Genomic DNA, 13330 nt, shown 5'->3' on the forward strand with positions numbered 1-13330 from the left:
AAACCAGGTGCTCTGCCAGACTGAGCTACATCCCCGGGGGCCCGGTCATGATACTTCCGTAAGCCATGCCGACTTCCCTGAATTTGATGAAAAATTCCTCGTGGAGGATCAGAAGGAATATCCTATCTCCTTCAACGGGAAGATGCGTTTTACCCTCACCCTTCCGCTTGATCTGAGCAAAGAGGAGATAGAGAAAAGAGTTTTGGGCGATGAAAAAACCCAATCGCAGCTCGGAGGTAAGCCCCCGCGCAAGGTAATCGTCGTTCCCGGGAAGATCGTAAATATTGTTATCTGATCATACACCCCCCCTCTTTCGAATAAATATTTCAAAAAATAATAATGTTTTGAAAATACACCCCCTAAAAAATAGGGGGTGATAGTCAAAAAAATAACTTTTTAGGAGCATTACCCCTGCATTTCATCGATTTTTTTTCCTCGACAGGATATATAATTCCATTTTTGAGGAACGAACAAACATTTCTAAGTATGATAATCGGGGTACCTAAAGAGATCAAGAACAACGAAAGCCGTGTGGGTATGACCCCCGCAGGGGTCTTTGAACTGGTGAAGAACCACCACAAAGTTTATGTGCAATCCACTGCCGGCGAAGGAAGTGGATTTTTTGATGAGGATTACACAGAAGCGGGAGCCACCATCCTGCAGTCCCTAGCTGAGGTTTACGAACTGAGCGATATGATCGTAAAGGTCAAGGAACCTGTAGAGCAGGAATACGAACTCATCAGACAGGGGCAGGTGATCTTTACCTATTTCCACTTCGCCTCCAGCGAACCCCTGACCAGGGCCATGCTCAAAAGTGGGGCTATTTGCATCGCCTACGAGACGGTTGAAGACAGTGACGGTACCCTGCCTCTCCTGACACCCATGTCTGAGGTAGCCGGGAGGATGGCGATACAGCAAGGGGCCAAGTATCTGGAGAAACCCAAAAAAGGGAGGGGAGTATTGCTGGGCGGAGTCCCCGGTGTGGCACCGGGAAAAGTACTGGTCCTCGGCGCCGGCGTAGTGGGAACCCAGGCTGCTAAAATGGCAGCCGGTCTGGGAGCGCACGTAACCATACTCGATATCAATATGAAAAGGCTCAGGTACATCAATGATGTCATGCCCAGCCATGTAGTTACCGAATACTCCAATGAATTCAACATCAGAAAGCACATACAGACCCATGACCTCATCGTTGGCGGAGTACTCCTGAAAGGGGCGAAGGCGCCCAATCTGATCACACGCGACATGCTCAAGACCATGCGTCCGGGTACAGTCATCGTAGATGTGGCCGTAGACCAGGGGGGTTGTGTGGAAACTACCAGACCCACCACACACGAAGACCCCATCTATATTATCGACGATGTGGTGCATTATTCAGTGGCCAATATGCCCGGGGCGGTGCCATATACCTCAACCATGGCCCTTACCAATGTGACCCTGCCCTATGTACTCGATCTTGCTAACAAGGGATGGTACAAGGCATGTGAGGAAGACCTTGCTCTGCACAAAGGCCTGAATATTATAGAGGGTGAGATCGCCTATAAAGAGATTGCAGAGGCCTTTACCCTGGAACCCGTCTTTGCTTAGGTATGTACATTTTGTCAGTATAATAAACCCCGCTTCAATTGGCGGGGTTTTTGCTGTGTTCTTCGTACATTTAATTTAAAATTCGAAATCTATGATGATCTATTATATACTGTTGGGAGGCATAGCCCTGGTGAGCTGGCTGGTTAGCAGTAAACTCAAAAGTAAATTCAAGCACTATTCCAAGGTACATTTGCGGAATGGGATGAGCGGAGCGGAGATCGCCGAAAAAATGCTGGCAGACCACGGCATCAGGGATGTGAAAGTGATCTCTACGGCCGGGATGCTGACAGACCACTACAATCCCGTGAACAAAACGGTCAACCTCAGTGAAGGTGTGTACAGTCAGAGAAATGCCGCGGCAGCAGCTGTGGCAGCCCACGAATGCGGGCATGCAGTACAACACGCAAAGGCCTATGAATGGCTGACCATGCGTTCCAGACTCGTCCCAGTGGTCAGTGTGACCTCTGGGCTATCCACTTGGGTCGTTTTGGGCGGTATCGTCCTTGGCGCCGCTTCCGGGTCCGCACTAGGATTTTACGTCGCTGTCGCGGGACTCGTCATGATGGGACTGGCCACCCTGTTCAGCTTCATTACCCTGCCGGTGGAATACGACGCCAGTAACCGCGCCCTGGCCTGGCTCAAAAGCAGGAACATGGTAACACAGGAAGAATACAAGGGATCTGAGGATGCCCTGAAATGGGCAGCCAGGACCTACCTCGTTGCGGCCATTGGTGCACTTGCCACTTTGGTATACTGGGGATTCCAGGTTTTTGGAAGCAGGGACTGAACGTCCAAATAAATGAATAGATAACCCGGGAGAGAATTTTCTTCCGGGTTTTTATATGGTGATCTGGCGGTCTATCTGCTGATTGAGGGAAATGAACGTCTCAGTCCTGGACACCCCTTCGATCTGTTGAATTTGTTTGTTGAGTACGTACATGAGATGTTCGTTGTCCTTGCACAACACTTTGATCAGGATAGACCAGTTTCCCGTTGTGTAATGACACTCCAGTACTTCGGGGATCTTCTCAAGGGCCTTGACTGCCGTGGGGTTGCTCATCGCCTTATCCAGAAATATCCCGATGTACGCCATGGTGGTATACCCGAGTATCTTTGGATTGATCACAAATTTGGAACCCGCAATAAGCCCGGATTTTTCCAGTTTTCTCAGCCGCTGATGAATGGCGGCGCCTGAGATCCCTATATTCCTGGCTATCTCGAGGATAGGCTTCCTCGCATCTTCCATCAAATATCTGAGGATTTTTTTGTCGATCCCGTCTATTTTGACCCTATCGTTTGAAGGAGGCATATTTTAATTTTGAAGTGCTGTTAAATATACCAATTCTCCTTACAAAATCTAACCTGCTACGGAATCCGGATTATACCCCAGGTAGGGAACCTCGTATTCCCTGAATTCAACACCATAGCCCTTTAATTCCTCGAGGATAGGTTCGTATACTTCCTTCCGTATAGGTATTTGTACCCCAGGTGTGGTTATCTTTTTGTTGAGGATGAGCAGGGTGGCCATGGCCACGGGCAACCCAACGGTTTTGGCCATAGCGGTATGCGTCCTGTTCTCACCAAGGACGACCATGTTGGCGTCGATCTGTTTTTTCTTCCCATCTATCTGATAGCCGAACTTGTGGTACATCACGATCATGTCCTTGTCGTCTTCACCCAGGGTCCATTTGTCTTCCAGGATCTTCTGAAGCATTTGGGCCGGGGTGGCGTTTTTCAGGCCAATGATCTTTTTCGGGTTGAAAATGTCTAGCTCCAACAACTTACTCCACATGATGTCGTCCTGGTCTATCTTCAGGTAATGTCTCAGTTTGAGTTCAACGGAATCCGTAGGCGAGTAAGGAAGGAAGAGGTTTGTGAATTCCCTGTAGGACATATTTTCCGAATTCTCAACCGTATAACTGTCATCGGTCATTCCGAGTTGTACGAACATGTTCCACGCCTTGGAAAAACCGACCCGCCTCATGGTACCCCTATACAGGGTCAGTGCCTTCTGCAGGCCATAGGCTTCCCTGTAATTGAGGGAATCGCGGTTGGCATAGGCTTCAAAGATGCCATAACCCGGGATCTCCATGAATTCTGTCCTCCGGAAGAGTTTGTGGTATGGGATGTATTTATAAGTGCCTTCCTGTATGAATTTAGCCGCTCCCCCCTGCCCGGCCAGGACCACGTTCCTCGGGTTCCAGGTGAATTTGTAGTTCCACTGGTTGGTATCGCTCTCGGGAGCAACCAGTCCGCCGGTAAAGGATTCAAAAAGGAGCACATTCCCTCCCCGGGCCCTGATATCGTCAATGATCTGCATGGCACTCATATGGTCTATCCCAGGGTCCAGGCCAATTTCATTCATAAAGATGAGTCCGCTTTTTTTCACCTCTTCCTTCATCTCCTCCATTTCCTTGCTGACATAGGAAGCGGTTACCAGGTTCTTTTTGAGGTCCAGGCAATCCCTGGCGACCAGGTGGTGCAAACGCGCTGGTAGCATGGAAACCACAATATCAGCTCCGGTTACCGCCTTCTTCCGCGTTTCCGCATCGGTGATATCCAGATTGGACAAGGTAACGGTATCGTGATTCCGTATGTGGGATGGAATGTGGTCTGTATGCAGATCTGCAATAGTGAGTTGGAGCGCTTCAGGTCCTGATTTTTCTATAAAATAATCCAGGAGGTAGGAAGTGGATTTTCCAGCTCCGAATATCAGTATGTTCCGGCTCATGCGTATTGATTACCTTTGAAAAACAACGGCACTAAGGTATCAATAAGAAACGTGTTTAAGAATTAATAGGAGTTAAGTTATGAACAGGAGAATTATGTTGACCGGGGTGATATTCGGTCTTTTATCGGTGATCCTGGGGGCCTTTGGGGCTCACGGTTTGGAAGACATGCTCAGCGGTTCTTCCCTGCAAAGCTATGAGACGGGAGTGCGATATCAGATGTACCATTCCCTTCTGCTCCTGTGGCTTGGCTCTACCTCCGTCATCCAGGAACAAGACAAGAAATGGGCCTATGTCTCTCTGACTGCAGGGATCATTCTGTTCTCCTTTTCGATCTACTTGCTGGCCACGGACAGCCTTACTTCCGTCCCTTTTAAAGGGATCGCTTTACTCACACCTTTAGGGGGATTTTTCCTTATCCTGGGATGGATAATACTGGGATATCGCATTTTTAAGTATTTCGACTAAACTATGCCTGAAATCCTGTCGCATCGCATAAATTTTTTCTAGTTTTGTGCCATAAAAACTACTTTCCATGGCAACCTCCAAACCTTTTACGAAATCGATTTCGCTGACAGCCTACGGTATCAAAAGCAAACGCATTCACTATCAATGGGATTCCGATCAACTTCACCAGGAGACCCTTGACAAAGGGATGGGCCGCGAGGCTTCCTCCGGGGCTCTGGCCGTTAATACAGGTGAGTTCACGGGACGCGCTCCCCAGGACCGTTTTATCGTTAAAGATGCTATCACCGAGGATAAGGTATGGTGGGGCGCTGTCAATAAACCTTTTGCCCCTGAGCAATTTGACGCCCTTTACGACCAGGTCACTGCCTACCTGTCGGATAAAGAGGTCTATGTGAGGGATTGCTACGCGTGCGCTGATAAGGATTACCAGCTCGGGATTCGGGTGATCAATGAATATCCCTGGTCAAACCTGTTCGCATACAATATGTTCATCCGCCCTTCGGAAGAAGAACTGGAAACTTTCAGTGCAGACTGGCTGGTGGTCAATGCCCCGGGCTTTACGGCCGATGCCGTAACAGCAGGGACAAGACAGCACAATTTCGCCATCCTGAACTTTACCCGAAAAATCGCTTTGATAGGGGGTACCGGGTACACAGGGGAGATAAAAAAAGGGATCTTTTCTGCCCTGAATTTCCTCTTGCCTGTGTATCGAAATACACTGCCCATGCACTGTTCAGCGAATGTCGGGGAGGCAGGGGATACTGCCATTTTCTTCGGCCTTTCGGGGACAGGTAAGACGACCCTTTCTACCGATCCCAATCGAAGACTGATCGGGGATGATGAACACGGCTGGACAAAAGAAAATACCATCTTCAATTTTGAAGGCGGATGCTATGCCAAGGTGATCAACCTGTCTGAAGAAAGTGAACCAGAGATCTACCACGCCATAAAAAAGGGAGCGATCCTTGAAAATGTCATCATGGATAAGGACGGGCATGTCGACTTTGGAGATACCAGTATTACTCAGAATACGCGGGTAAGCTACCCCCTCTATCACATAGAAAACACACAGCAGCCCTCCATCGGCAAGAATCCGAAAAACATATTCTTTCTGACTGCTGATGCTTTCGGAGTACTTCCGCCCATCAGCAAGTTGACCCCGAGTCAGGCTGCTTACCATTTCATTTCCGGATATACGGCAAAGGTGGCCGGTACGGAGGCCGGGGTTGTGGAACCCATCCCTTCTTTCTCAGCCTGTTTTGGAGCTCCCTTCATGCCACTTCATCCCACCAAATACGCTGAGATGCTCAGCAGGAAGATGCAGGAATCCGGAGTGAATGTGTGGCTGGTGAATACGGGATGGACCGGAGGACCTTATGGCGTTGGGACACGGATGAAGTTAAAATACACGCGGGCCATGATCCATGCTGCACTGAGCGGTGCATTAGGCCTTTATTCCTATGATACATATCACATCCATTCAGTGTTCGGGGTGGCCCAGCCAAGATCCTGTCCAGGCGTCCCCACCAGCGTGTTGAGTCCGAGAGCAACCTGGAACAACGACGAAGCCTACTACAAGACGGCCTTTAAACTATCCAATGCCTTTCGAGAGAATTTCAAGAAGTTCGAAAGTTATGCCAGTGAGGAAATCCGCAGGGGAGGTCCCCAGCGATATGGCTTCTAATGACGAATAAAGGGAAATGAAAATCGCGGACCCGAATCCGGATTTATTTCTTGTTTACGCTGGTGATGTATTTCTGGAGCGCCATGGTCATGGAAGGTGTTTCAGGCGTAGGAGCCTGAATATCAATCCTGAGACCTGCTTCGGTGGCAGCCTGAATCGTTGAGTTACCGAATACAGCGATCCTCGTATTGTTCTGCTCAAAATCAGGGAAATTCTTGAGCAGGGATTCAATTCCGGAAGGACTGAAGAAGACGAGCACGTCGTAATACACGTCCCTGAGGTCAGAAAGGTCACTGATCACCGTTTTGTAAAATATACCCCTGGTCCAATTGAGTTTTAATTCGTCGAGGGTATCCGGTACGATGGATTTCAAAACGTCCGAGGAAGGAAGAAGGAATTTTTCGTCCTTGTATTTCTTGAACAACGGCTGAAGGTCCACGAAGTTTCTCTTGCCCACATAGATCTTCCTTTTTCTGTATACCACATATTTCTGCAGGTAGAAGGCTACGGCCTCAGACTGGCAGAAGTATTTCATGGTGTCTGGCACCTTGAACCTCATTTCTTCTGCAATGCGGAAAAAATGGTCTACCGAATTACGGCTGGTCAGGATGATGGCGGTAAAATCCTTGAGGTCTATCCTTTGTTGTCTTACCGATTTTGCATCTACGCCTTCTACGTGAATAAAAGGCCTGAAATCTACCCGAACGTGTTCCTTCTCGATAAGCCGAAGGTATGGAGAGTTTTCCATTTTAGGTTCAGGCTGGGATACTAAAATCGTTTTGACTTTCATAGACATCAAACATTAAGGGTGTTCAGAATAATAATCAAAGGGGCAATTTCAAGTGCGCAAAGGTACAAAATAAAATAGAAAAAGTAAGAAGATACGAACTTTAGATGCGTTTTGATGATGGTCGCCCAACCGATGAAAAAGATGATGCCCGCGAGGACGGCGCCGAGGAAATAAATCTGTTTAGACCCCATGAATACGAAGGCCAGCAAAAGATTCATCAGAAAAATAACCAGCCCGCTGTAATTGAAATAGGAGATCTTTTTGAAAAGGATCTCTGTAATTACCGCTTGGGAATTAAAGATGGCACCACTGCTGAGTTGTGTAAGTATTTTCGCAAGCAGGAACAGAAAGAGGAAGATCATGATAATCCCGTAAAGCAACAGGGATGTGATCATTCCTTCCGGTCGGTAGAGATCGATACCTATATAGATAAAAAGAGAAAAATTGAGCAGTGCAAAGATGCCTAAGAACAAGTTAAACCAGTTGAGCAACTTATCCTTTTTGTTGTAAAGAAAGACGTACTTGCTATTGAAAGGAAGAATGATAAAGTTCATGAACCGGGTGTAAAAAAGTGCCTTTGCGAGTACCAGGAATAAGGCACTTGTGAAGATGATCACCGTCATCCAGTCTGCCTGTCCGATCTGCCTTAGTACGGGTTCCATTATTGTATCGCTTTTCTCTTTCCGTTAAGCCCCCATCTCAACCCATTTTCAGAAATGACCACCTTTACGAAGGCTGCATCCTCCACTGACTCTTTGGGGAATAAAGCATCCATACGTATACTTTCGCCCGGTGGAAGGAGGGTTTGATCTTTCTCTGGTCTGGCTTCAACAGGGATGACCTTCTGGATCTGTTTATACCCGTCCAGAAATTCTAGTCCGAACTTCAATTCCGATAGGGGTACCTCAAAGTCGTAAGGATTTCTCACATCAAAGGAGAAACGGGTGCCGGCTCCGGTCTCGGGAAGAGTAGTGATCTCTGTCCGGAGTTTTCTGTAAGACTTGAATGGGTCTATATATAATCCATAAAAAAGGGTACTGTCTGGCATAGTAAAGGAGATGTCTCCTCCAGGCATGAATCTTGAAACGTAGAGCACGCGTTTGTGCCTCATACGGGCTTCAGAGGAATCGATGGAGTATTGATTTTCACGGTACCAGGCGTTGTTCAGGGAAAAGGACGGATTGCCGGAGTAGAACTCGAACATGGGAGCCATTCGGTATGAGTTCTCAAAGACCACCGGGATGTCCCCGGCCTGGGAAGTGATCTTTTGCACCCAGGTCCGGTTCCCATGGGTCTCATAAACTACGGGAAAAAGGGGTTCGAAAACGAGTCCGATTCTCAGGAACATCAGGATGGCGATGTTCACCAGCCCCATTCTGAAGATCCATTTCCGGGTCCCTTCGTGTTCCAGCATATACCTGAATGCAAGAACGGCCATCGGAATACAGATGACGATGATCCACTGGGTCTGTACCCGTCTCTGAAAACTGGAGAGAAAAAAGAAGAGCAAAATACCCAGGCTCACAAAGAGCATAGCCCGGGTCAGAAGATCTTTCGCCCTGGTTTTCAATGCAGCCCGATAGATCCAGTAAAAGGTGAGCCCGAAGATCGCGACCAGATTGACGAAATAACCCAGGGTAAAATCAAAGAACTCATAGGGCCGGTTGGGCCTCTCAAAAAGATGGTAATTGACGGAAACAAAACGATTCTCGTATAGCCACAAGAAATGAGGGCTGTAGGCCAGAAGGGAAACCAGAACAGCCAGCCACGCGTAACGATCTCTGATCAGGCCAGGGTTTGAGAGATAGACAAAGACAATAACCAGGAAGGCGTGGTATTTGCTGTACATCAGTGCGGCCATGACCAGACCCAGCAAGACGGCCTTCCCGGCTCCCGGAGCCGCCAAAAAATTCCGGTAAGCGAGAAAGAACAGGGCTGTGAAGAAAAGCAGAGGGGTGTCCGGCAGGGTCAGGAATCCATACGCGTGTAACAAAGGCATAGAGGTCAGCAACACAAAGAAGTGCGGGATGAACTCTCTTTTCTTCGGGTCATCCACCAAAAGCCAGATCACAGACATGGTCCCAACCCCGAGGAGACAGCTCATCATCCTTACCCCGAGTTCGCCATCGAAGAAGACCTGGCCCAGAGCGATAAGGAAAGCTACCATAGGAGGATGGTCAAAATATCCCCAGCTGAGGTCTTTAGCGTAATACCAGTAATACGCCTCGTCAAAGATCAGTTGTGTCGCAGTAGCCTGAATTAGGTTCAGGAGAAGAATAAGACCGAGGAAGTAAAGGAATATCTTCGGGAATTGGTTTCTCATGCTGTATCTGCTTCGGGTCAAAATTACGAATAATCACATCTTACTCTTTACCTCTTCTGCCAAGAAAATTCACCATCATTCAATTACAGTCGGGTGAAAGGTTTATTTTTGCCATAATCCCCTGCAATTGATGACAGACAGTTTAGTAATCATCCCCTCGTACAATGAGATTGAGAATATCAAGGCGATTGTGAAAGCCGTTTTCGACCTGCCCAAGGATTTTGATGTCCTGGTTGTCGATGATAATTCTCCGGATGGGACGGGGGCTGCCGTAAAGGAATTACAAAAGAAATTCCCCGATAGGCTCTTTTTGGAGGAGAGGAAGGAGAAATCAGGCCTGGGTACGGCCTATATTCACGGGTTTAAATGGGCTCTCGAAAGGGAATACCAATATATTTTCGAGATGGATGCTGATTTTTCCCACAGGCCCTCAGACCTGCCGAGACTGTACAGAGCCTGTGTGAATGGGGCTGATGTGGTGGTGGGTTCGAGATATAAGAAAGGGGTGAATGTGGTCAATTGGCCCTTGTACAGGATACTCCTGTCCTACGGAGCCTCATTTTACGTAAAACTCATCACCGGGATGAAGGTGCACGACCCTACGGCGGGATTTGTCTGTTACAAGAGGAAGGTGCTGGAAACGCTGGACCTCGATTCGGTAAAATTCATAGGATATGCCTTTCAGATCGAGATGAAATATCGGGCATATCTCAAAAAATTCAGGATAGAGGAAGTGTCCATTATCTTTACGGATAGGGAAAAAGGAAAATCCAAAATGAGCACATCCATTATCTGGGAAGCCGTCTTCGGGGTGATCAGTATGCGGATAAGAAGTCTATTCAAAAGAAACGGTTTTTAAAATATGAGGAGCACGATCATTAAGAATGCCCGAATAGTAAATGAAGGGAGGATCACAGAAGGTGACCTCCAAATAGAAGGGGAGAGGATCTCACGTATAGGGCCTTCTCTTTCTTCGCCAACTGCAAGGGTGATCGATATTGATGGCAAGTATCTATTGCCCGGAATCATTGATGATCAGGTCCATTTCAGGGAGCCTGGGCTTACCCATAAAGGGGATATTTATTCAGAAAGTAAGGCAGCATTGGCCGGAGGGATCACCACCTATATGGAACAGCCTAACACGGTCCCTCAAACCACCACCATTGAAAAACTGGAAGAGAAATTCCAGATGGGGGCAAGGTCGTCCTTTGCCAACTATTCCTTCCTTTTTGGCGGAACCAACGACAACCTGGAAGAATTAAAAAAACTAGACAGGAATGCCTGCTCCGGGGTAAAACTTTTCCTGGGGTCCTCTACCGGTAACATGCTAGTCGATGACGAGGTGGTCCTGGAACAGATTTTCAGGAATACCGAAATGGTCATTTCGGCCCACTGTGAGGACGAGTCTACCATTAGGCATAATCTGGAGATGTTCAGGGCAAAATACGGGGATGACATCCCCATCAAATGCCACCCGCTTATCCGAAGTGAAGAAGCCTGCTACCTTTCTTCCTCAAAGGCCGTTGCCCTGGCTAAGAAAACTGGGGCACGACTCCATGTCTTCCACCTTTCTACCGGGAAGGAGATGGATTTGTTCACCAATGCAATACCGCTTGAGAAAAAGAAGATTACCGCTGAGGTGTGTTTGCACCACCTGTGGTTCTCGGATGAGGATTATGAGACAAGGGGAACACACATCAAATGGAATCCGGCAGTGAAAAAAGCATCGGACCGTAAGGCTTTGTGGGAGGCCCTGCTCGACGGCAGGATCGACGTGATCGCCACGGACCACGCACCTCATACTTTGGAAGAAAAGGACCAGACCTATGTTAAGGCCCCTTCCGGAGGCCCCCTTGTTCAGCACCTCTTACCTGCCATGATGGAAAAAGTACTGGACGGAAAGATACCTTTGGAGATGATGGTCACCAAGATGTGTCACAACCCTGCCATCCTCTTCCAGATTCAGGACAGGGGTTACCTCAGGGAAGGATATTTCGCAGATCTGACCGTCGTAGACCCCGATGATCCCTGGAAGGTGAAAAAGGGAAATATCCTGTACAAGTGCCGCTGGTCACCCTTTGAGGGCACGCGTTTTCGTTCCAGGATTACCCATACCTTTGTCAATGGTCATCTGGCATATGACAATGGAACTATTTCAGAAGAAAGGAAAGCCAAACGCCTCACATTTAACAGGCCATGAAAAAGTATATCTTCCTTGTGCTGACTTCACTTCTGGCGTTTTCCTGTGCCGAGGAGGTGGTAAAAAAACCTGAAGACCTCATCCCAAGGGAGAAGATGACTGAGCTCATATACGAGATGGCTGTGCTGAATTCGGCCAAAAGCACAAACAGGGCCATCCTGGAAAAGCACTTTGAAAATCCCACCGATTTTCTCTTCCGGCAATACGGAGTTGACAGCCTTCAGTTTGTGAAAAGTGATATGTATTACGCATCCCAGCCCCTGGTCTACGAGGCGATGTACAAGGAAGTTGCAGCCCGACTCGACAAGGAAAGGACCCTGTTTGAAGAGGAGAGACAGAGGCGCAATGACAGTCTGATCTCAAGAAGCAGGCAGATCAAGGATTCCCTGTCTGTCGAGGAAGACTAGGAGGAGGGAGACAGGTACGTTTTCCGGAAATATTCGCAATACAGATGGATACTTTCCCGGGGATCGGTGAATTCAAATCCCAGAGTGTCTTTTATTTTTTGGGAGGAATACTGGCGCGGATTGTTCAGGGAATTCACGGTGTCACGGGTAAGTCGCCTTTTGGTCCTCAGGAAGTAATGGCTGAACCAGTCCAGCCTCCAACCCAGTTCCAGAATCCATAAAGGGATCTGCTTTGAGGGGCGGGGCATGCCGAAAGCCTCGCTAAGAGATCCGAGAAATTCCTCGTAAGTGAGGTTCCCGCCTACCGTAATAAATCTTTCGTTCCGGACATCCGATTTCATGAGTTGGTACATGCAATGAACCACGTCCATGACATCGACAAATCCCGTACCTCCGGGAAAATAACGCCTCATCCCCCGGGCCGTGTTTTTAAAGAATCTCAGGCTCCCCTGGTTCCAGTTCCCGGCCCCCAGGATCACTCCCGGGTTCACCAAGACCACATCGAGACCTTCCTGGGACCCCCTCCAGACCTCCATCTCGGCCAGGTGTTTGGACAGGGCATAGACACTCGATTCTGTCTCAGCCCATTCATTTTCCTCGGTGACGCTCCCATGCTGCACCCCCTTTCCAACAGCTGCTATGGAACTCGCGTAACAGAGTTTCTCCACTCCATGGGCCAGGGAGAGGTTTACGATATTGGCCGTGCCCTCCACATTAGTTTTTTTCAACGCTTCCCAGGCAGCCGGGTTAAAGGAGATCATTGCGGCTGCGTGGTAGACCCGGGTGATCCCTTCAAAGGCAGATTCCAGTGCAGGAATATCCGTGATATTGGCCTTAACCCAATCAATCTTCTCAAAGAGGGCCTGGCCATCCTTTGAATAATATTCAAAAAGTGATCTGGTTTCCCTCAAGGAGGATTCGGTCCGGTAGGTAGCCCTCACTACCTCGTTATTACGCATTAAGGTGAGCAGAAGATGTGAGCCCAATAAACCTGTACCTCCCGTGACTAGAACCATGCGTCTAAAGTAGTCAAATCCACCCGATTTATTAAAAAAAGCACGGGTTTGGCGCACACGGATTTCTGTTATCTTTGCAACATTCTTAGAAAACGGTTACCCGATGAGATCACACTTTGTAGCAGA

At 48.2% G+C, this 13330-nt stretch carries 14 protein-coding genes; 8 read left to right on the forward strand and 6 right to left on the reverse strand.

The window, feature by feature from the left end:
* From ABYP73_RS05865 to ABYP73_RS05875, 3 genes are all read left to right on the forward strand, one after another.
* A partial coding sequence (locus tag ABYP73_RS05865) for a hypothetical protein (RefSeq protein ID WP_372973729.1) occupies positions 1-295 on the forward strand: 295 nt, incomplete at its 5' end.
* A 191-nt stretch (positions 296-486) separates the two neighbouring features.
* Positions 487-1587 (forward strand): alanine dehydrogenase, encoded by a 1101-nt coding sequence (ald, locus tag ABYP73_RS05870; protein ID WP_372944803.1) that lies wholly within the window; start codon positions 487-489, stop codon positions 1585-1587.
* A gap of 91 nt (positions 1588-1678) precedes the next feature.
* Positions 1679-2374 (forward strand): zinc metallopeptidase, encoded by a 696-nt coding sequence (locus tag ABYP73_RS05875; protein WP_372944802.1) that lies wholly within the window; start codon positions 1679-1681, stop codon positions 2372-2374.
* A 51-nt stretch (positions 2375-2425) separates the two neighbouring features.
* On the opposite strand, the gene ABYP73_RS05880 is transcribed toward ABYP73_RS05875, so the two are convergent.
* Both ABYP73_RS05880 and ABYP73_RS05885 read right to left on the reverse strand, forming a co-directional pair.
* Positions 2426-2896, reverse strand: a complete 471-nt coding sequence (locus ABYP73_RS05880) for an Lrp/AsnC ligand binding domain-containing protein (protein ID WP_372944801.1) — start codon at positions 2894-2896, stop codon at positions 2426-2428.
* A gap of 48 nt (positions 2897-2944) precedes the next feature.
* A complete protein-coding gene (locus ABYP73_RS05885; RefSeq protein ID WP_372944800.1) occupies positions 2945-4318 on the reverse strand; it encodes a saccharopine dehydrogenase family protein in 1374 nt (457 codons plus the stop codon).
* 79 nt (positions 4319-4397) lie between these two features.
* On the opposite strand from ABYP73_RS05885, the gene ABYP73_RS05890 reads away from it, so the two are divergent.
* Positions 4398-4784, forward strand: a complete 387-nt coding sequence (locus tag ABYP73_RS05890) for a DUF423 domain-containing protein (protein WP_372944799.1) — start codon at positions 4398-4400, stop codon at positions 4782-4784.
* A gap of 67 nt (positions 4785-4851) precedes the next feature.
* Positions 4852-6468, forward strand: a complete 1617-nt coding sequence (gene pckA, locus ABYP73_RS05895) for a phosphoenolpyruvate carboxykinase (ATP) (protein WP_372973730.1) — start codon at positions 4852-4854, stop codon at positions 6466-6468.
* Positions 6469-6511: 43 nt separating this feature from the next.
* On the opposite strand, the gene ABYP73_RS05900 is transcribed toward pckA, so the two are convergent.
* Genes ABYP73_RS05900 through ABYP73_RS05910 form a run of 3 tightly spaced genes read right to left on the reverse strand, consistent with a single transcriptional unit; the run spans position 6512 to position 9581 of the window.
* A complete protein-coding gene (locus tag ABYP73_RS05900) occupies positions 6512-7258 on the reverse strand; it encodes a uroporphyrinogen-III synthase (RefSeq protein WP_372944797.1) in 747 nt (248 codons plus the stop codon).
* Between the two features lie 5 nt (positions 7259-7263).
* Positions 7264-7920 (reverse strand): DUF4271 domain-containing protein, encoded by a 657-nt coding sequence (locus ABYP73_RS05905; RefSeq protein ID WP_372944796.1) that lies wholly within the window; start codon positions 7918-7920, stop codon positions 7264-7266.
* Positions 7920-9581, reverse strand: coding sequence for an ArnT family glycosyltransferase (locus ABYP73_RS05910; RefSeq protein ID WP_372973731.1), 1662 nt, complete (start codon positions 9579-9581; stop codon positions 7920-7922). Before ABYP73_RS05910 ends, ABYP73_RS05905 begins: the two co-directional genes overlap by 1 nt.
* A 130-nt stretch (positions 9582-9711) precedes the next feature.
* Between ABYP73_RS05910 and ABYP73_RS05915 the strand changes: the two genes are divergently transcribed.
* The 3 genes from ABYP73_RS05915 to ABYP73_RS05925 are packed head-to-tail and all read left to right on the forward strand — an operon-like array spanning position 9712 to position 12188.
* The gene (locus ABYP73_RS05915; RefSeq protein WP_372944794.1) at positions 9712-10440 is read left to right on the forward strand and encodes a polyprenol monophosphomannose synthase; all 729 of its coding nucleotides are present in this window, start codon (positions 9712-9714) and stop codon (positions 10438-10440) included.
* A gap of 3 nt (positions 10441-10443) precedes the next feature.
* Positions 10444-11781 (forward strand): dihydroorotase, encoded by a 1338-nt coding sequence (locus tag ABYP73_RS05920; RefSeq protein WP_372973732.1) that lies wholly within the window; start codon positions 10444-10446, stop codon positions 11779-11781.
* A complete protein-coding gene (locus ABYP73_RS05925) occupies positions 11778-12188 on the forward strand; it encodes a DUF4296 domain-containing protein (RefSeq protein WP_372973733.1) in 411 nt (136 codons plus the stop codon). Before ABYP73_RS05920 ends, ABYP73_RS05925 begins: the two co-directional genes overlap by 4 nt.
* Here ABYP73_RS05925 and ABYP73_RS05930 read toward each other — a convergent pair.
* Positions 12185-13204: an NAD-dependent epimerase/dehydratase family protein gene (locus ABYP73_RS05930; RefSeq protein WP_372973734.1), complete on the reverse strand. Its 1020-nt coding sequence runs from the start codon at positions 13202-13204 to the stop codon at positions 12185-12187. The genes ABYP73_RS05925 and ABYP73_RS05930 overlap by 4 nt on opposite strands.
* Between the last annotated feature and the right edge of the window lie 126 nt (positions 13205-13330).

Origin of the sequence: Muriicola sp., from assembly GCF_041567615.1 — a bacterium.
Lineage (GTDB): Bacteria > Bacteroidota > Bacteroidia > Flavobacteriales > Flavobacteriaceae > Muriicola.